This is a genomic window from Mucilaginibacter sp., assembly GCF_028287845.1.
Taxonomy (GTDB): domain Bacteria; phylum Bacteroidota; class Bacteroidia; order Sphingobacteriales; family Sphingobacteriaceae; genus Mucilaginibacter.
The window spans coordinates 1-20,914 of the sequence record NZ_JAQBOW010000005.1; the positions used below are offsets into that span (position 1 = coordinate 1).

The following is a 20,914-nucleotide window of genomic DNA, read 5'->3' on the forward strand; positions in this document are numbered from 1 at the left end:
CCATGTTTTGCAAAAATCTCTGTTTTTGCTTCTTTACTTAAATACATTACTTGAATAATACTAAAGCGTAAATAATTCTATTAATTGTGGGTGCAAAGATAGTTGTATTATTACACAATTACAATAGATGGTAAGATAGTTTATTGGTTGATTAAGTGAGGGGTTGGATTGTACATCCTTATATGCCCTTTTTAAAATTGAATTCGTAGAAATACAATACTTTGCATCTTAATTTTATGCTGTGATTGTGAGTGTTTGAATTGTGCAGGCACATTACATATTGTGTTTTATTAGTAAAGTAATAGAATACGACAATGATTTGGGCGTTTTAACAGGCTATACACTCATACGCCTGCAGGCATTAGGCTTTGGGCCGGTATCCGCTCCTATCCCTAACGTGGGCCACTGCCTTGTCTGAATCAAGATTGGTAGGATAGACGGGATTAACAGGATTATTTTGCCTTGGTAGTTATTTTCAGGTTGTACATGAAAACAACTACCAAGGCAAAACCTGCTTTAATCATTTTCAGGAAAGCGGTATCTTGCCCAGTTGCTGCATCAATTCCATTGTATCCATCTGTACCCAATTTTCCTTTAGTTTGCCATCCTCAACTTTCCAGATATCAATAAAATGTACATTTACTTTTTTATTTGTCGCTGTAATTCCCATGTAGTCGGCTTTTTGTGTACCTGTCCAGGTGCCACGGGTTACTACTTCATTTCCCGCTTCTCTCATATCTTCTATCTTTATATTGATATCAGGAAATGCCTTAATCATCGCATTCATCCCATCTTTTAATGACTCTCTGCTATTATTGATATGGGGCTTAGGGTAATCATGGCTAACAAAATCGGTGCTCAGAAGTTGGTCTAATACTTCCGGTTTGTGCAAGTTAATTACCTCGTTGAAAAACCTTTCAACAGGGGCTGTGTTTTTTGATTGTGTTTGCATTTTTTTAAAAATTATGGTTAGTGCCTACATTTATTGGGGTAGGCATTTCCTTTAATGTTTTTTGGCCTCGTTGTTTTTATAGCCTACAAATTCTGAATAACTTTATTAGTTGTTGAAAATGCTAATAAGGGCTAAATAATACCTAACATTTAAATTGTTTCTTTTCAATAATTTATCTCCTTTCAATTTTTTAGATTTATTTAATAAATTTTATATGCGGTTTGATAGAAAGGTTATTGGCTGAAATAGCGCTATGGTAGGTGTGAGAATGAAAAAACATGAAAGCTTCTCTAATTAAACACAGCTTAAAAGTAATATTGTTTTAAAAATATCCTGATCTTCCTAATAATTTCAGAGCGGGATAGTCACGTTTTGAGTCCATTTTCAAGTCGAAAATCTTTGCTTTTTTGTTTTAGAATGGAGCAAGATGTGGCTGACCTACCTGATCTACCCTGACCTACCTGATCTGACCTACCTGACCTACCCTGACCTCAATGTCATTAAGTTAAGAGAAACCCCATCGGGGTTCAAGGTCGGTAGAAGAATAAATACCAAAGAAATGCCCGTGCCGTCAGGTACGAAACCTCGCCGATGTTGCGTACCTGACGGCACGCCAAATAATTTATATGATATTTTCTACCGACATTTTGCCCCTACGGCGCATTTTTTAAAATGATCTCTCTTAACTTAATGACATTGACCCTGGCCTACCATTGACCTACCTTGAACCACTTGCCTGTACTTTTTGCATTACCCGGCGTTTATCAAATAAGCAGCCTGCGGCGAAGCGTGCCGGTAGCTAACCTCTGGAAAACTCCTATTTATTTTCAAGAGTTACTATTTGCCCTGACCGTCCCGCAGGGTTAAATAAACCTATTTTTAAGTGCCCGGTTTTGACAGAATCTTTAAAAACAGCGCTTTTTAGGGTTGGTGTTTTACCGTCGGTAGTATAATGAATTTCAAAACCGGGCAAACCGGAGTTTGCAATGATATGGCCGTTGGCCCTATTTACGCCCGCACTTGGTATGCGATAATTAAACCCGCCCGCGTAATAGGTTAAGCGGGGAAGTTCACGCTGGCCTAATATATTTACAAATCTCGCCCAGCTATCATCATACAAGACGCTGTTAATTGTATCAGCTGCTGTTGCCCAGGCAGGCTCCCTGGCCCATGCCCGTTCTGCTAATCCCAATAATTTGGGCAATAACATATATTCCATTTTTGCGGCGCTGTGTAAATTCTCGCCCCACAGAGCTCCCTGCAAACCGATAATATTATTTTTTCCTGCAGCGGTTAATTTTTCTTTATTTAAAAAAAACAATGGGTTTACTGTATTACCCATCCTATCTTTTGCCGGGTTTTTAAAATAATCATAAGGTATAAAGCGGAATGAACTAGCTACATCCGAATACCCTCCCCAATAATAGCCGGGCTCATCAAACGCTTTCACATAGGCAAGGTCAAAATAAAGATTGGTCACACATGATAATATAACTTTGTAACCCCGGTTGGCCAATTTATAAGCCAGATCCTCTGAACCCCAACCCAATACATTGTTCCACACTTCCAGGTGTACGTTTTTATCCGTCAGCTCTGTATCAATAACACTTGTCATTTTGCCGTTTTGCACAATTTTGTTTGAGCCCGCTTCTTCCCATGCGGTGAGATATAAACCATTTGCGTTTAACATATGAACTATTTTGCGGTAATAATAGGGCCATAAGTCATCCGTACGTTTTATCGCTGTATCAGCTTTCTTTAATCTGAAAAAAGCCGGCGATCTTTCCCATACACCGGCGGGTACTTCATCACCGCCGAAATGTATGGTTTGGAGCGGGGCTCGTGCTGCGGCATACATTTCTTTTATCTCCCGCGTAACTATTTCCATAAAATTATACGTTGATGGTAAGGAAACATCAATCACATTATCGTTCCAATACTGTACAGAAGTATATTTCGAGCTATCCATCCTGTCATGCAGCAAGTATTGGTTTGCCTGCACCATTTTACCCTGCCTGGCATAGCGATTATATCGCGCATCCATTGCCTTTATTGCAGCACGTGCATGTCCCGGGCTTTCAATTTCAGGAATGATTTTTATATGCCTCGCGGTAGCGTATTTCAACAGCTCAATAAAATCGGCCTTAGTGTAAAATCCACTACCTGAACGGTTACTAGTGAAAGGACCGGATCCGAATGACGGCTGCAACTTTTGGTTATTATCAAGTGTATGGCCTCTTTTAGCTCCAATGGCTGTCAGCTCAGGCAGGGCAGGTATTTCCAGCCTCCAACCTTCGTCATCAGTAAGGTGAAAGTGGAGTACGTTCAATTTATACAAACCCATCAGGTCAAGCAGTTTTAGTAGTTGCTTTTTAGACTGAAAGTTGCGCGCCACATCTATCATAACGGCCCTGTAACCAAAGCGCGGTTGATCAGCAACTTTCACCCCTTGTATACGGATAACTTTTTGGGCGCTGCCGTAGGCCAACGGCGATATCAATGTTTTAAGTGATTGCAACCCATAAAAAATACCAGCGCCTGATGCTGCTGCGATCGTTATTCGATTATTGGTTATTTCCAGTTCATAAGCCTCTTCCGGCATTTGTTTTTTTACCAGGTTTATGGTATTTTTTGATGGGGTAACCGTAGGTAACAATAACCTGGCTAGCTCCTCTTTTAAATACAAGGCTTCTGCTTTAAACCGGGCATCGGCAATTACCTTAACGCCTCTGTCCAACTTGAATTTAACAGCACTTAGCTGATATGTTTGGGGTGTCGGGAATATTTTTATCAAACTATCAGCGGGTATATAGGGGATGGTTTTGTTTTGTTCAAATACTAATTGAGGTGTGCTTACTTCAATTTTATCTAAAGGCGAACGTAAAAATTGTCCTGGCCCGGTAGATGGTTTTAAAATAACAGGCCTTATAGCATAATACCTGGTCGGGGTATTGTCCCATATCAAATAAAACCCTTCCGGAGCATCTGTTTTATTAATTAGCCAGTTGGATGCCACGAACCGGATTTTTAATGAATCATTTTTATTGATTCCTTTGAAATCTGTTGTAGGCGAAAGGTAAAAAAGATCGCCGTTAACAGGAGTAATATTGACATTGCCTGTTGAAGAAAGTGGAACAACCGGCGCTGCAAAATTGAAATACAATTTCCAGCCTTTTGCCGGTAACGCAAATTGATGCCGCGTAATCAGGGTCAGTTCTGAAAGAGATTGTGCTTTATTCCCATAATTATTTTCAATTACCCCCCATTTAATACTCAGATCTACGGCTCTTACTTGGGCAAAAGCGTTAACTGTTAACAGCGTGGCCAGTAAAATTAAAGAGCTGATACGGCCTGTACCACAGGCCCGCACCCGGTAACGCGGCCATATCGCTATAATCATTAGCTTAAAATTCATAGCGCACAAAAGCCTCCATCGCTTCATACTCGGCCAGACCCAGCTGGTCATAACAATGTGCTGTTTCCCGGTTCCGGTCACCGGCCCTGACCCAAAACTCGCGGGCATCCTCGCCAGGAAAGACCGGCCTGTCTTTTTGCGACTGATGCTTGAAAATAGCATTGCGTTTGCTGATTACTTGCTGCGGAGATAAAGGCACGGCCATCTCAATTTCATAAGTAGCAAATTCATGCCATGCGCCTCTATACAGCCATAGCCAGCAATCTCTCACCCAATCTTCGGTTTCTTTTAAACGGTTCAATGCAGCAAGCAGAATATGAAAACATGCCACGTGTGTTCCGTGTGGGTCGGCAAAATCGCCGGCTGCAAATATTTGATGTGGTTTTACCTGCTGTAACAGTTCTATCGTTAATTTTATATCTGCCTCACCTGCTGTATCTTTCCTGGTTTTGCCGGTTTCATAAAAAGGCAGCGCCATAAAATGAATATGATCATCTGGTAAACCTGCATAACGCGCTGCAGATATTGCTTCGCTTTTTCGAATAAATCCTTTAACCTCACGTATTTCGGCAGTATCAATTTGATTTGGTAACTTACCTGCAAAGAATTGACGCATATCGTTATAAATACCCGTCAGCCTATTATGATCATCGCCTATACTTTTATTAAAATCAATTGCAAACTCCATATAACGCAACACATCGTCATCCCAAACCGCAGTATTTCCTGAAGTTTGATAGGCTACATGCACCTCATGTCCCTGATCAACCAAACGGATAAATGTGCCGCCCATTGATATAACATCATCATCCGGGTGAGGCGAAAATATGATCACTTTTTTAACCGGAGGCTCGGCCCTTTCCGGTCGTTGCGAATCATCAGCATCCGGCTTGCCGCCGGGCCAGCCGGTAATGGTATGCTGTACCCGGTTAAAAATATCAATATTAATATTATAAACGGGGCCTTGCTGCACGGCCAGCTGCGCCATGCCATGATTGTTATAATCCTCTTCGGTAAGCTTTAGTATGGGTTTACCAAGCGTATCAGCGAGCCAAATAATTGCTTTCTTTTTAAGCCTGTTCGTCCACTCACAATCTTTAACCAGCCAGGGTGTATCAAAACGTGTAAGTGCAGTTGCCGCGCCCTCATCTAAAATAATCTCTACATGGTCTGATAGCTGGAGATAGGTAGCCGGCACTATGCCGGATATTTCGCCTTCAACTGCTTTTTTAATAATATCAGCTTTCTTTTGGTTCCAGGCCATCAAAATAATCTCGCGGGCTTTAAATATGGTGCCAATACCCATGGTAATCGCTTTATCCGGCACATTCTCTTTGCCACCAAAATCCCGCGAAGCGTCGCTTCGGGTAAGGTCATCCAAAGTAACCAGGCGCGTGCCTGAATTAGGTGCAGACCCCGGCTCATTAAAGCCGATGTGCCCGGTACGGCCAATACCCAAAATCTGGATATCAATACCATCCAACGCAGTAATTTTCTGCTCATACGTTAGGCAAAATTGGGCAATTTCGTTTTGTGGTAAAGTTCCATCCGGGATATGAATATTCTCCTTGTCAATATCAATATGGTTAAACAAGTTCTCGTTCATAAAGGTCACATAGCTTTGCGCGGCTGTAGGCTTCATGGGGTAATACTCGTCCAGGTTAAAGGTGATCACATTTTTAAAGCTTAAACCTTCTTCGCGATGCATACGCACTAACTCCGCATAAACACCAACAGGGGTTACCCCTGTTGCTAGGCCCAATACAGCGGGCTCACTATTTTCTTGTTTATTGATGATAATTTTGGCTATACGCTTAGCCACTTGTATAGCGGCTATATTCTGATCAGGATATACTGTTACGGTTAGTTTTTCGTAGCGGGTTTCTTCTAGTAGATTTAGTTTGGGCATAGTAATATAAGGCAATTAAATTTTTATGGTAAAATTAACAGAGTTAAAACCCCCGCCAGGCGGCAGGGGTTTTAATAAATCAACTATTGGGCATCCCACCAAACACGGGATGTCAAAAGATCGCCGCCGACTACAGCATTATGCGCTGCATTATAATTGACGGTGTTATTTCCGGCCTCGGTTAGCGGATAAGGGAACCGGCGCGGAATAGTACCACCGGTATTATTACCCGGATAATTTACAGGAGTTAAAACAGGAAAACCCGATCTTCTCCAGTTTGACCATGATTCATAAAAATCAAGCATTGTATTGGTAAGCGCCCAGTACTGGGTATTTATCATTTGTAAACCCGTAGCCGGCACATAAGGGTGGGCAATTACATAAGCTTCAGCGCTCGCAACAGTAACTGCTGCTGCCGGATCATATTCGCTTAAATAAGTCATCGCTGCTACCATGCCGTCATGATAATGGGTTGCAGCGCTACCGGCTATACCAAAACGCTCTGCAGCATCGGCCAACAACAATTCAGACTCGCCATAAGTAAGTACGAAGGTTGGACCGTTCCTTTTTATTAAAGCCGGGCTTGGTGATGAGTAATCTGTAAATGCCGTGAAGCTTGGGTCCTGGCGCACATCCTGGGCGGCTATACCGCTTAGGTCTTTACCATTAGGCATACCTTTTTGTATTGCAGCGTTAGAGTTAGCAGCAGGATTTTGATCTTTAGTAACATCAGTTACATATAAATTAGTTACGGCTATTTTTGATAAACGCGGATCATTATTGGTCTTTAAAAAATCAATAAAAGTTTTTGACCACCGGGTATAAAAGTTTTCCTGGCCGCCGTCGCCTAAAAGTATCTGGCTGTTACGGTTAACTGTAGTTCTGCCACCTGTGGCATCGCCCAGTAAAAAGGCATCATCTGCATTACTGGTCATGGTATTTCCAATAGCTTTTGCTACATAAATTTTAGCCGTAGCCGGATCAACTTTGCTTAAACGCATAGCTACGCGTAACAATAGGGTATTACCAAATTTTTTCCATTTGGCAATGTCGCCATTATAGTATTTATCTCCTGTTGGTTTATCAGCAGCAGGATCCAGTTGTGCTGTAGCATCTGCTATTTCCGTTAGCAGGTCTGTATAAATGGCCTGTTGCTTATCATACACCGGAAAATATGTTTTAGTATAATAACCTACACCGGCTTGCGTGTACGGCACATCGCCATATAGATCTGTAATACGTTCAAAAATAAGCGCCTTCATTATACGGGCCATATTGTGCAGATTTTTATATTGTGCCTTACCTGTTGTTGATTGTACAATATCAACTATTGGCCTTACCTGTTCAGGGTAAGCGCCGTCACCCCCTGTTGGTGTTGTACCAGAGAATCCCCAATAAGCTGCAGTATAACCAGAGTTGAGTATATATTTATCCCCGGCCCAGTAACCAATAACGGTTGATAATCCCTGAATCATGGTGGAACAATAAATTAAATTTGCCCTCCAGGTATCATAACTAAAATCTGTACTGCCCGAGTAACCCAACTGGGCACTGGTTAGCAAATAATTAGGATCAAAAGTAGATTGATTATAGGTGGCCGGGTTCGTATTAATTTTTTCAAAATCCTTTCTACAGCTCGTTGAAAAAATTATGCCCGCCAAAGCTAACAAAGCGTATTTAAATATCTTTTTCATCTTAATAAGATTAGTAGTGGTTAATATTAGAATTTAACATTAAGGTTCAAACCATAGGTCCTGGTTGCAGGTACACCACCTAGTTCAAGGCCTTGCGCATTAAAACTGTAATCAGATTCCGGATCAATGTTATCCGTTCTTTTAAGCAAGTAAAATAAATTACGTGCTACCAGGCTTATTGATGCTGATTTAACAGCACCATGGAACAAATTTGCCGGTAAGCTATACCCAAGTGTTGCCTGACGCAGTTTAATAAAGGTGGCATCCTGAACAAATAAGCCGGATACATTATTTGCAAGTGTTTGATAATAAGTAGCTGCCTGTGTACCCAGTGCATCACGATTAACCAATGTAGCCTGATGCAGACCTAAAAAATAACCATAGTAATCTGTCGCAGAGAATAATTTTCCGCCAAATTTACCGTCGATCAGGAATGACAGTGTGAATTTCTTATAAGAGAATTCGTTGCTCCAGCCCGCAACCCATTTAGCATAGGCAGAGCCATAGGCTCTCAGGTCGCCTTGTACCGGTACGTTATTTGCATCCTTAAGAATATTGCCGCCGGCATCGCGCTTGTAATCAAAGGCCATGACCTGATTCACCGGCAGGCCCACAATATCCTGCGTAAAACCGTTGCCTGTGCGTGAGGTAGCCCCCGGCAATGAAGTTTGGCCGGCTGCTAAAGCAATAACCTTGTTATTATTGATGGATCCGTTAAGTGAGGTTGTCCAATAAAAGCTGGTTGATTTAAGTGGCCTGCCGGATATTAACACCTCAACACCCCTGTTTTGTAATTTACCAATGTTTAATATAGCACCTCCATAACCTGAAGTAATTGATGCCGGGGCAGCAACAATCTCATCTTTTGAATTTTTGTTATACCAGGTGACATCTAAACTTAAACGATCGTTAAAGAAACGTAGTTCGGTACCAATTTCAAGCTCTGTCGCCAACGAGGCTACCAAACTACTGTTGGGAATATTTACATTGGCAATTACACCAAGCGGACTGCCGTTTAATAATGAGTTAAAGTTATAGCCCAGCTGGGTCTGGTAGGGATTGGTAGCTTGCCCCACTTGTGCAAAGCCTGCACGCAGTTTACCAAAGCTTAACCAATCGTTATGTACAAATTCTGTGAATACAAATGATCCATTTACTGATGGGTAAAATTTATTTAAAGGATTATTTATTCCCGGTGTTGCCAGCGTAGAATACCAGTCATTACGTGCCGATCCGGTAAGGTACAGGTAGTTTTTATAAGCCAGCTCCAGGGTACCGTATAATGATTGTACTTCCAGATCAGAAGGGGTATAGGTGGTAGGATTTGCCTGGCCTATATTTGATATGACGTAAACGCCAGGAACAATAAAGTTATTACCGCCCATTAAAAACGACTCTGATTTTGTACGCCTGTAACTTCCGCCGATATTAGGAGTTAACGTAAAATCCTGTATTTTGAATGTTTTTCCAAATAATACATCGGTGTTCAGGTCAGAAAAATTAGTGGTGGTTTCTCCTAACGTGCCCAATGGACGATACGCTGTTCCGGTAGGTACAACAGCGGTATATCGGTCATTATAAGCATCTCTGCCGGCGCGTGCCTGTATAAAATAACCATTATCAAAGCTATAACGTAAAGTAGCTGATGATATTAACCTTTCTCTATTGGTATTATTAATGAAGTTATTTGCAGCAAACCATGGGTTTGTTGCAAACGTATTGCCTGAATAACTATACTCACTGCCATCAGCATTAATTGTTTTTTTCAAAACATTCACATCAACGCTTGTAGGCAATAAGGTAACGTTAAAATTAGAGTTACCCGGCCCGTCACTTAAAAACGGCCTGTTATGCGCTTGTTCAAGTATATAATTATTACGCACATCAACTGTTAATTGCTTAGTAATATTATAGTTAGCCGTTAAGTTGAATGTTTGCCTGTTTAAGCCGGAATTAGGCGTAATGGCCCTGTTGGTCAGATCACTGGCCGAAAAACGGATCGATCCGCCGTCAAAACTCCTGTTTAAGGCAATGGTGTTTGTTGCCGTTCCGCCGGTGCGGTAAAAATTCTTTATATTATTTCGTTGTGCAATGTAGGGACGTGAAACGCCGTCAAATTGTACAACATTAGTTCCATCTAATCTTCCGCCCCAGCTTGACTGGCCCGATTGAAAAGCTGTAGTAACATCGGCGGGTTTAATATTATTCGCACCCTGGCCATACACATATTGCCAGTTGGTTGAATTGATAACAGACTCGGCAACGTAATTGGAGTTAAACTCAATGCTGTTGCCTTTACCGCTTTTGGTGGTGATCAAAATCACACCTGCTTTACCGCGATAACCATACAATGCAGAAGCTGCAGCTCCTTTTAATACGGATATGGATTCAATATCATCCGGGTTAATATTACCAATGGCATCACCTAAATCGGGCTGGTTATCATATTGGGTACCCATAGCACTGTTTGGATTGTTTTCCATAGGCACGCCATTAATTACATATAATGGCTGCGATGTTTGGGTTAAACTTGACACACCACGAATAATAACGTTTGATGATGACCCCGGACCGCCGGCTGTACCGCTGACATTCAATCCGGCAACTTTGCCTTCTAAAGAGTTCATCAGGTTTGGCTCCCGTGCCTGGGTAAGCTCATCGCCTTTAATTTCTGTGATAGAATAGCCTAATGCTTTTCTTTCTTTTTTTATACCTAAAGCGGTCACTACAACTTCACTAAGTTGTTTAGAATCTTCATCCAGTAATATGCTCATTGGAGCCGGTGAGGTAATGATAACTTCCTTTGTTATATAGCCAACATAACTAAATGCCAGTACATCACCAATATTAGCATCAATGGTAAACTGCCCGTTTTCGTTAGTTTGCGTACCCGTTTGTGTGCCTTTTAATAAAACAGTTACCCCAATAATCGGCTGTCCGCTTGCATCGCGCACAGCACCACTTATTTTAATGGTGGATTTTACTTCGGGGTTGGCTAATGTAAGTACGGGCATACTCCCTGAGTTTTGCGCGACACCTATAAAATTACCAACCAGCTTATATTGTAAATGGGTTTTTTCCTGCAACTCGGTTAAAACTTCGGAAAGGGGTTGTTTGGTAATATGCAGGGTAAGTGCCGGTAATTTATTAATTACCTGCGCATCGTAAACAAACGTTACATTCGCCTGTTGCTCAATACGTTTAAACACCTGTTTAACACTTGCATTTTCAACATTTAAATTCATTTCCTGGGCGCGCGTGCCCATTGCTGCCAACATTGCGGTACAACATACTTGAATTCCAATAATAATTGTAGTAATGCGCATGCATTTTCGAAGTATAGGCAATAATTTGCCGTAAAAATTCTTCATATTTGTAATGGTTTAAAATTAAATATTAAACTGAGCCTGTGCTGTTTATGGGTATCAAGCATGTTTACAGCCGGCTAATCTATTCCGGGGGCATTTATGTTCCCGGTTTTTCTTTCTTAGCTACTAAGAAAGGAATGCCTTATTTAACAACTACTGTACTGTCATTGGCCATTTTATAATTAAAGTGTTTAGTAAAACTTAATATTTCCATTATTGTATCGAGGCGCTGGTTGCCCAGTGTTATTGATATGTGCTCTTTTAAAAGGTCCTTATCCATTACCGTTATTTTGGTATTATACTTTTTTTCTATCGCTTTAAATACGTTGCCCAAATCTTCCTGGTCAAACACCAGCACGTTTTTACACCATAAGTTTACAACAGCTTCTCTTGTAACTGCCTTAACCACGCGTTTGGTAGCCGTACTTAAAACAACTTCCTCTTTAGCTATAAGCATAATAGCCGGTTTAGCGGGCTGGTTAGGTATTGTGATACCAACCTTACCGGTAACTACACTAACTTTAGTGGTGCCTTCGCGTTTATAAGCACGAACATCAAAGGAGGTACCGAAAACTGTTACATTTAAATTATTGGTTTTAACCACAAACGGATGATTATCCATGTGCTTAATGTCAAAAAAGGCCCGGCCCTCTACCAGTTCTACTTCACGGGTTTTGGCACTAAAAGTTTTGGGATATTTAAATACAGACCCCGCGTTCAGCCAAACTTTTGATCCATCCGCGAGTATGATCCGGATAACTTTGTTTGATGGTGCCTTAACAATTTGTTTTTCAACAGGCAATATTTGCTTATTATATAACTGTAAAGCAAAAAAGCCAATTAATAAAATTGCCGCTACGGAAGCTGCCGGCCATAAAAAGCGTCTTAAAGGATAATCCGCCTTCATTATTGGGGGCTGTGCTACTTTATCAAGCTGTATCCGTTGTTGCAGGTTTTTAAATATACGCTGCTTTACCTGCTCCTCAGTTTCGGGTACGCTGGTATCAACTATTTCCACCCAGCCCTTGCTGGCAGCGTCATACCATTGATGAAGCATTTCTTTTTCTGCTACGGATGCGGTACCTGCAAAATATTTTTTCGCCAGGCGCTTTAGTTGGTTTATGCTCATTTCAAACTTTTATAACCTTATTTTATATTATAGAGACAAGTCGGAGCAAAACACCCTCGGTACGAAATGCTTTTTTTTGAAATTAAAGGAATGGATTTAGGAAAAAGACGAAATTATAGGGAGGTACCTAGAATAGCAAAGCCATGAAATTACCCATGCTGGTTCTAATTATTTTTAAGGCTTTTGTCAAATGCCCTTCCGCAGTTTTCCGCGACATATTTAATTGCACAGCGACATCAGCAAGCGATCTGTCCTGTAATTTATTATATTGAAATACCAGGCGGCATTTCTCGGGCAGTTTATTCGATAACAGGGTAATGATCTCCAGTAATATTTTGTTATCGACATTCATCTCGGACATAGCCGCTACCCCTAACAAACCGGCAATATTTTCTTGTTTTTTTATGTTTTTTTCTTTCGAGATCAAACGATAAACCGCATAACGGGTCATTGAGGCCAAATAAGCAGCTAAGGATTTAATGGCCAGGGTCTCTCTTTTTTTCCATAAAATAAAAAACACGTCCTGAACTATCTCTTCGGCCGCGTCTGTATCTTTTAATAATTTATAAGCTGTGTAATACAATTTATCCCAATACCGGTTATAAATCTCTGTAAAAGCCAATTCATTTCCATCCCGCAGCAGCCCGGCCAATTGATCATCATCAAGTAAATGAATAGCGCTCACAAGTTGTTAATTTAAAACGAATATAACATAAAGTTAACGAATACGCATCATCGCCCTGCAAACTACCGGTATAAAAAGCAACTCTTAAAATATCAGTAATCAGGTCCTTATCCCTTTTATGTTGCCATGCGAATGACAGCAGGCCTGGCCGGATAAACACCTGCTCATATACAACTTAGAAATAACTGTTTTGTTTATTGAACTATCGTGAAATTCTCAGATACATTCTTCATTTCCCGAATATTTGATCGCTTAACATTTAAGCTACCATAGGCACCATTAGAGATGTATAGGCCATATCTGCCTTTTACACCAATTCCATAGTTTGAAATATTTATATTTTGCAGGATAGTATTTGTTAACACACCGGTTTGCCCATCACCGTTTTTAGCAATTACACTTAATCCGTTCGACAGGCTGTTATCAATATTTAAGTTACGCATGTTAATACCTGCAATGCTACGCTTATCAATACATATCTCAACAGCGGCACGCCAATCCCATTCATGATCAAAGCCGCCGCTTGTTTTTATATCGCAGTTTTCAACAACCGTAGTACCGCTGAAATTATTATTGATGCGTTTGTCTTTACTTTCGGTTGGAAAGGTGGTGCTGATCAAAATAGCCGACCCCGGCGAAATATCAACAAATGAACAATTACTTATTTTATTGCTTTCGCCCCCGTAAATAGCTGCCCCATTGGCCAAAAATGGCAATTGAGCGGTACAATTGATTATCAGATTTTGCCCCGGCGAAAATTTTTGTACCTTAAACGTAGCGGGCCAAATGGCAAAGCAATCATCTCCTGTACCGCGCGCGGTGCAGTTTCTTATAGTAGATTGGCTCATACCAACACAAAAATTTATACCATCGGCCATTGTATTCCGCATACGGCAATCGGTAATTTTTAAGTTTTGTGAATTTTCTACCCACATTCCTACTTTCGTATGTTCGATCCAAATCCGTGAAATAGTGGAGTTTGTTCCATAAGATCCCACAATACCATCATTGGGTTCATTGTCTTTTCTATAATTCAGTTTTCCAACAATAGCAAAATCAGCAAGATGGATGTTACTGCCATCGCCTGTTAATCTTACCCGCCTGTTCATATTGGTATAAAGTGTTTCATCACCTGCCAGTATGGAGTACCACATGCCTGCGCCCTGAATGGTTAAATTTGCCGGTACAATGATGTCACCAGTAATTTTAAACGTTCCGGCAGGGATCCAGACACTCTTGCCGGTTTCTATAGCCTTAGCTATGCAGTCTTTAAGCGCTTGCGTATAGTCCGTTGTAAGGCCACTTTCTGTAAAGGCTTTGTCAGTAATTGACAGGGAATTAACGGGCGCCTTTAATGGTGGTGCAATATCTTCAAGATCAACCAAATCAATTATGCTGTAACCAGCATCGTCGCCTTCCTGATCTTCGCGTTTTATGCTGATCAGGTCGCCTTTGCGAACTTTCAAATCCTTTATTCGTACTTCGTCATAAAAGTGCCTGGGCACCCCTGCATCCGGGCTATTTGTAAACGGATATTTTCCATATAGCCAAGCATAATTCGATCTGATTTTACAATTCTTAATAAGTTTTCCATTAACGTATAGGCAAAGTGTGGAATTTGTACCGTTTCCATTCTTACTATCGGGAAGACTGAAACGTATTACCATACTGTTAGCATTTGTATTGGATGTAAATACAATAGATTGTCCTTTTTCGCTCAGTTTTACACATTTTTGTCCTGACGATTCTGTTTCAACCTGGTATGGACCGTATTTGGGCCCCATGACAGTTCCGGTTGTTTTCATATCTTCTGCCTCGTATGTTGTCCAGGGAATAGTAGCACCACGGTTTTCCTGCGCCGGGCTAATAAATGTTTTAAAAACCAAAATAATGATGATGCAATTAAATTTGATACTCATAATTTTATTTTTTAAGTGGTGGGTTATATACCGTTTCGCTGTAATTAAATCTAAAAAACACGCATAAAAATTGATCAGATTTTTTGATCCGATTTCATGGTTTATAATTGACAATTACATTGTGGTGTGGGCCATTAAACGACCTATCAAAGAAAAGGGATAAATAAGGTAACTGCTAATTCCAAAGTCAAAATATAAATGGAAACGCAGCGCTGTTTACTGTAACTATTTATAAAACATGAGTTTATATTTAATTGAATGTTGACATAATATAAACCAAGTATAACTGGAAGTAAAAAATTAAAGCTATGGAGCCCCTTTTATAAACGGGCTGAATCAAAATTGATCAGCGATTTTTTTTAAAAATCATGTATCTGATCTTTTCCCGTTAAATTCAATTAAATATTTTTTGAGCGAAAATATTCAGCACTTCCACAAGGATCAGGATAATGATCACTAATTCGAGCCTGTAGCTGTTTCGATATTGCAACAGGTCCTTAAAAAGTTCGTAGTTATCTTTAATAATATTTAACCCTTCCTGTATATTCCTAAACCTTTCCTTCAAGTCAAAGGTCCGTTTAAGATCGTTGTGGATTTTATTTAGATTTTCATCTTCCCATGTTTCGGGAGGAGAATCAAAAATATAGAGGTTTTCAGCTATTCGGTTTTTTAATACCAGTGTTCTGCCTATATATTTTTTTAGGTTTATACCTGATAGATCAAGTCGACCCCTGGTTTCCAGTATCTGGGTATGATAATTTGTTTCCTCCATCAGTTTAGTCGTTTGCTCATGATAATAATCAAGTGCGACTGATTGTGAAACATTCAGCATTATTAAACGCAACACTTCAATATCTTCTCCTATGATCTCTATTGAATTGAAACCTATTTTGTTTTTAACCGAGTTCGTTTGTATCTTAAATTCCTCTTCAAAACTTTGGTCAAATTTGTTTTTGCAATAAGAGGATATTAACCTTAAAAATTCAGATATCTTGACCGCATCATAGTTTAAAAAACAAACAACCCCGTATTTAAAAACATAAATATATTGGCCTTCATCTATTATATAAAATAATTCATCAGTATCGCTAAAATACAAATCAGACTTAAAGGCAGATTTGAACATTTTTATATCAATACTGTCAGCTATCTGATATGATAAAACCTGTTGTAACATATATTTGTTATTCTTAACTCATTAAACTTACCGCTTATAAATTAATAGCATTGAATAGTAAATGGAAAGGGTATATAAACATTTTTATATTAAAACTACGCAAATACTTTATGACACAATGTATAGCGGTTTTTATCAAATATCGTTATTAAATTAAAAAACCTCTCCAAATTTCTTTGAAGAGGTTTTCCGATAGCTCACTGTGGTGATTTACCCGCCGCATCGGTTATTTTTATTTTCAGGTATTGCTACCGGTAAATGTTACGCCTGATAACGACCAGGTATTGCTGCCCACCGAGTGAGTGGTCGTCTTTTTATTTGATTTATTCGGATAGTGATGAGATCTCACTTAATCCTTGTCAGTTTTTGTTTCTTTAAAAAATGCAGCTCTGGTTGGGCTGGGTAACTGTGAATTTTCACCCTTAACAGCTTTCCAGATAATTTCGTTTAATACTTGATCCGGCGCAAGATCTTCCTTCGAAAAATCAAGCTTGTTCGATATCGCGCTGAATTTATTTTGTACCACATTTTTGTCATTCAGATTTACCTTATTTGGTCTCACAATAAAAGTACTGCTCTCTGCCTTATTGGTAAAACAGCGCCACATAGGCGTTGCGGCGGCATCATACTGGGTTAAGGGTGGCATACCTAAAATAAGTTCAATAGTGCGCAGCACTGATGAAGTTGAATACATCGTATGGTCAACAAACCCCCTTTTTACAAACCCACCGGCAACAAACGCAGGGCTACGGTGAGCGTCAACATGATCCGGGCCATTTTGAGCATCATCTTCAACAATAAATACAGCGCTTTCGTTCCAGATAGGGCTTTTGCTTAAATGATTTAAAAACATACCAACAGCCAGGTCATTATCTGCAACGTGAGCAAAAGGAGTAGGCCTGCCCGTAGCGGTCCCTTCTGTATGATTGTTGCTTAATCTGATAGTATTTAAATGAGGCACAGCGTGTGCAACAATCAATGAATCAAACTCTTTCATCCAGAAATTTATCCTTGTTGTATCTCTCACACGAAAATTAAGAGTGGGGTAATAGGTACAGAAATGGTTTTTTAACACGGGTATGTTAGCTTTGCCATTATTGGCAAATTCTCCGTAGGTTCTGTAACTCACTCCCGATCTGCTGGCTTGATCCCAGATATAGCCGTCTTTGTTGTTTGCGGTAGCATTATATCCAGAAGATGCCTCAGTTCCGCCTCTCCTGCCGTACATGGTGGGCCAGGTTTTTTCCAAAAAATCTGTTGCATAAGCACCCATGCTCCAGTTATGCCCGTCAGAACTAACCTCTCCATCCACATAAAAATTATCCAGCGTAACAAATTCGTGGGCTAAAGCATGTTGATTAGGAGTTACTTTCTCACCAAATAATACCAGGCTGGTATCTCCGTTGGCTTCCTTAACATCGCCTAAAACCTGGTCATAAGTGCGGTTTTCCTTTATAATATAGAATACATATTTAATAGGTGAAGGCGCACCAACCTTATTAGGTATTGGATTTCCTGCTTCTTCGCCTGATACCACAAGCTCTTTTGCTTTGCTATAAGGAGTATTATGATATACAGCCTGCGAATAAATTGATAATAATTGCGTTGACGGAACATCAATAATACTTAATGTGCCCTTAAATAAACCGCCTATATATTGTACGGGAACCGGACTCTCTGTCGCTCTATGTAATACCACGGTTTGCTTTTTGCTGGCAGGATTAGGGCCATGTGGATTAGCCATTGAAGAAAACCCTTTCCCATTTGATACATAAATTTTCTTATTAATTACCCTAACACAAGTAGGATACCAACCTGTAGGAATAAAACCCATAGACTTACTGAAACCGGGTTTGCTAACATCAAATACGGCCAGGCAATTATTATCAGCATTAGCAATATATAGTTGTTTTTCGTTTGATGATAAGGCTAAACCATTAGTTGTTGACCCGCTAAGCACACTTGAATATAAAGCCGCGTTTAATGTTTCCAGTACCTTTCTTTTTTTTATGTCAATTACAGAAACCGTATTATCATTAGCGTTGGCTACAAACAAGTATTTTCCGTTATGGGTAAGACAAATATCATTGGGGTTATCTCCTACCTTAACACTATCAATAAATTTGTTTTTATTAGTATCGTAAATTAATATTTTATCACCTCCCCAAACGCTTACATACAGCTCATTTCTATCAGGCGAAAGCATACAGGTATACCCTTCAGCTCCTAATGGCAATTGCTGCAGAACTTTTTTGGTTTGCAGATCAATAACATATAGCGAATTGTTTTCCTTGGTTACTACATATAATATTTGCCTGCTATCATCAAGTTCAATTCCTGTCGGCGAAATTTTATTGGGCCAGGGGATTCCTAATTTAATCGTATCTGCCGTAACCAGCTTATTGTTTTGTATAGTGTATTTTAAGATCCAGTTGTCGTTCCCGCCTGATGCATAAAGGCTTTTTTCGTCAGCGCTGAATACTATCCCGCCCCATGATTTGGGGATAGTAACTTCATCTGCAAGCTTTCCCGAAGCAACATCTATTAATTGGATAGACTGTTCACTTTGCCCGTTATTGGTTACAGCCATATATTTTTTCTGCTTGCTGACAGCAATATTTAAAGGCAGATCGCCCAGGGGTAAGCTTTCGCCAACTTTTGTTATGCCCCATCCATTTGGCAACATGATTCTTTGCTTCTCTATGTCAGCTAAGCTTTGCGCGCCTGCTTTGAACGAAACAAGCATTGCAAATGCAATAAAAAGTTTTTTTTTCATGGTAGTATTAAGTTAATTTATTTGAGTTTCAACAAATGCATCACACGAAAACACGTATGATGCATATTGCTTAAGAGATTTTTAAATTGCAATTGAGTTTACCAACCAGGATTTTGCTTTAATTTTGGATTTAATACCAATTCTGTTGTTGGAATGGGATAATAATAATATTTATCATTCCACTGTCTCTGTGCATCATAGTTTGGCAGCCAATGAATGTTACCAGTGGTGCCATTTGTAAGATTTGCCGAAGTAACCGGAACCAGATAATAAAACACTCCTTTTACTGTAGGTGTAGGTACTGTTGAAACAAAGTTAACATTCAAAACCCCATCTCCGTTTGTAGCATAATTTGTGTTCATTTTAGGAACATATATACCCAGATAAGGCAAAGACATCATCTGTCCTGTTTTCCATCTTTTAATGTCATCAAATCTCAATCCTTCGCAAAAAAGTTCTACTCCCCGTTCTCTTCTTATTTCTAATAATACCGGGTCTGATATATTTTGAAAATAAGTGGAAGTTAAATAAGGATCTGCTATTGTTGGATAAGGCGAATTAGTAATGCCGGCTCTTTGTCTTATTTGCTGTATTGTGGCAACCCAGTCTGAATTGGTAAACTGGCCCAACTCTGCTTTTGCTTCTGCATAATTTAAAAGAATTTCTGCATAACGGAATATAGGAATGGAGTTATTATTTAATGAACTATAATCCAAAGTTTTATCATCGAGTGTGAATTTTAAAATATCATACCCGGTGTAAGTATAAGAAAAGTCTGGAGGAGCTGCCGAGCCGTCTGCTCTTTTATAGCCATTGCAACGGATGGTTTGTTGTAATCTGGGATCTCTGTTCTTCATTTCATTTACAAACGAAATCGTATCAAAGCTGCCTTTATCAGTGAACCTGCTTCCATCTGCATTTAAATAACAGTCAACAAACTGCTTGTTTAAACTGCTTCTGAAGCCCAGGGTTGGACTTGTAAAAAGCGAGTTTAATGAACTATACAATTTTAATGTACTGCTGTAAGCAGAAGCCTGCAAAACTTCATCACTCCAGGGTGCTTGAGTTGTGAACAGCACTCTGTAATCTGATAAAGGGTTACCGGTGTTGTGTAACTTGTAATTACCCGAAGCTATAATTTGATTCGATGCATCTAATGATGCACTTAAAAAAACAGAAGCTGTCGAAGTTAAATTTAATTCCGTATGGTACTTTCTAAAAGTACCTTCAAACAAGCAAAATCTTGATTTAAGGGCCAAAGCAACCCACTTGGTAATGGTTGTACTGCTTGGATCTTTTGTTGCCGTTAAGTTATTAATGGCAAAATTCAAATCAGCTACAATAGAATCTGCTACTAAAGTTCGCGGATCTCTTGGCTTATACAAACTACTGTCTCCTGGGGAAGCTGCATGACTGTACCAGGGTACATCACCATATTGCTTAAGCATTTTGAAATAAAATAAAGCTCTAAAATATTTTGCTGTACCATTGTAACTATTTCTAACACCTACAGGTATTTTACTACTCGTGTTGTTGTCCAAAAAATAATTAATGTTCCTTAAAATTGTCCATGACCACCCTCCGGCATTATTTCCATTAGTAGCAGGATCAGCCACAGGATTATTTGCATTAGTAGATGCAGCCATAAGGGGAGGAATGGTGTTGCCGGTAATATAATCAGAAGTATTATCTGCAGTGGCAAGAGTTGCAGCGGAAGGAACCTGATCTACGTAAAAAGAATTTACGTATAGTGCCAAATCACCACTGTTTTGAAATACCTGCGGGGGAGTTAGATTAGAGAACGGCTGTTCATTTAAAAATTTTTTACAACTCGTAAACCCGAGGATAGAAAGGATGGTGAAAAATAAAATGAACTTTTTCATATATATT

At 39.7% G+C, this 20,914-nt stretch carries 11 protein-coding genes; all 11 read right to left on the reverse strand.

Annotated elements, in window-relative coordinates:
- Positions 1-526 precede the first annotated feature (526 nt).
- The 11 genes from JWP71_RS00400 to JWP71_RS00450 all read right to left on the reverse strand — a co-directional run bounded on the left by JWP71_RS00400 (position 527) and on the right by JWP71_RS00450 (position 20,907).
- Positions 527-952: an ester cyclase gene (locus JWP71_RS00400; RefSeq protein ID WP_299495824.1), complete on the reverse strand. Its 426-nt coding sequence runs from the start codon at positions 950-952 to the stop codon at positions 527-529.
- Between the two features lie 817 nt (positions 953-1,769).
- Positions 1,770-4,352, reverse strand: coding sequence for a family 20 glycosylhydrolase (locus JWP71_RS00405; RefSeq protein ID WP_299495825.1), 2,583 nt, complete (start codon positions 4,350-4,352; stop codon positions 1,770-1,772).
- A 4-nt stretch (positions 4,353-4,356) separates the two neighbouring features.
- Positions 4,357-6,276 carry a glucosamine-6-phosphate deaminase gene (gene nagB, locus JWP71_RS00410; RefSeq protein WP_299495827.1) on the reverse strand — a complete coding sequence of 640 codons (1,920 nt, stop codon included), beginning with the start codon at positions 6,274-6,276 and terminating at the stop codon, positions 4,357-4,359.
- 83 nt (positions 6,277-6,359) lie between these two features.
- The gene (locus JWP71_RS00415) at positions 6,360-7,970 is read right to left on the reverse strand and encodes a SusD/RagB family nutrient-binding outer membrane lipoprotein (RefSeq protein WP_299495829.1); all 1,611 of its coding nucleotides are present in this window, start codon (positions 7,968-7,970) and stop codon (positions 6,360-6,362) included.
- A 26-nt stretch (positions 7,971-7,996) separates the two neighbouring features.
- Complete coding sequence (locus JWP71_RS00420; protein ID WP_299495831.1) at positions 7,997-11,341, reverse strand: SusC/RagA family TonB-linked outer membrane protein; 3,345 nt, start codon at positions 11,339-11,341, stop codon at positions 7,997-7,999.
- 139 nt (positions 11,342-11,480) lie between these two features.
- Complete coding sequence (locus JWP71_RS00425) at positions 11,481-12,467, reverse strand: FecR domain-containing protein (RefSeq protein WP_299495833.1); 987 nt, start codon at positions 12,465-12,467, stop codon at positions 11,481-11,483.
- Between the two features lie 127 nt (positions 12,468-12,594).
- On the reverse strand, positions 12,595-13,152 hold the full coding sequence (locus JWP71_RS00430; RefSeq protein WP_299495834.1) for a sigma-70 family RNA polymerase sigma factor: 558 nt from the start codon (positions 13,150-13,152) through the stop codon (positions 12,595-12,597).
- Between the two features lie 194 nt (positions 13,153-13,346).
- Positions 13,347-15,071 carry a glycosyl hydrolase family 28-related protein gene (locus JWP71_RS00435; protein WP_299495836.1) on the reverse strand — a complete coding sequence of 575 codons (1,725 nt, stop codon included), beginning with the start codon at positions 15,069-15,071 and terminating at the stop codon, positions 13,347-13,349.
- 394 nt (positions 15,072-15,465) lie between these two features.
- Positions 15,466-16,248: an RMD1 family protein gene (locus JWP71_RS00440; protein ID WP_299495838.1), complete on the reverse strand. Its 783-nt coding sequence runs from the start codon at positions 16,246-16,248 to the stop codon at positions 15,466-15,468.
- A gap of 349 nt (positions 16,249-16,597) precedes the next feature.
- A complete protein-coding gene (locus tag JWP71_RS00445) occupies positions 16,598-19,024 on the reverse strand; it encodes a bifunctional YncE family protein/alkaline phosphatase family protein (protein WP_299495841.1) in 2,427 nt (808 codons plus the stop codon).
- Positions 19,025-19,122: 98 nt separating this feature from the next.
- Positions 19,123-20,907: a RagB/SusD family nutrient uptake outer membrane protein gene (locus JWP71_RS00450; protein WP_299495843.1), complete on the reverse strand. Its 1,785-nt coding sequence runs from the start codon at positions 20,905-20,907 to the stop codon at positions 19,123-19,125.
- Positions 20,908-20,914 lie beyond the last annotated feature (7 nt).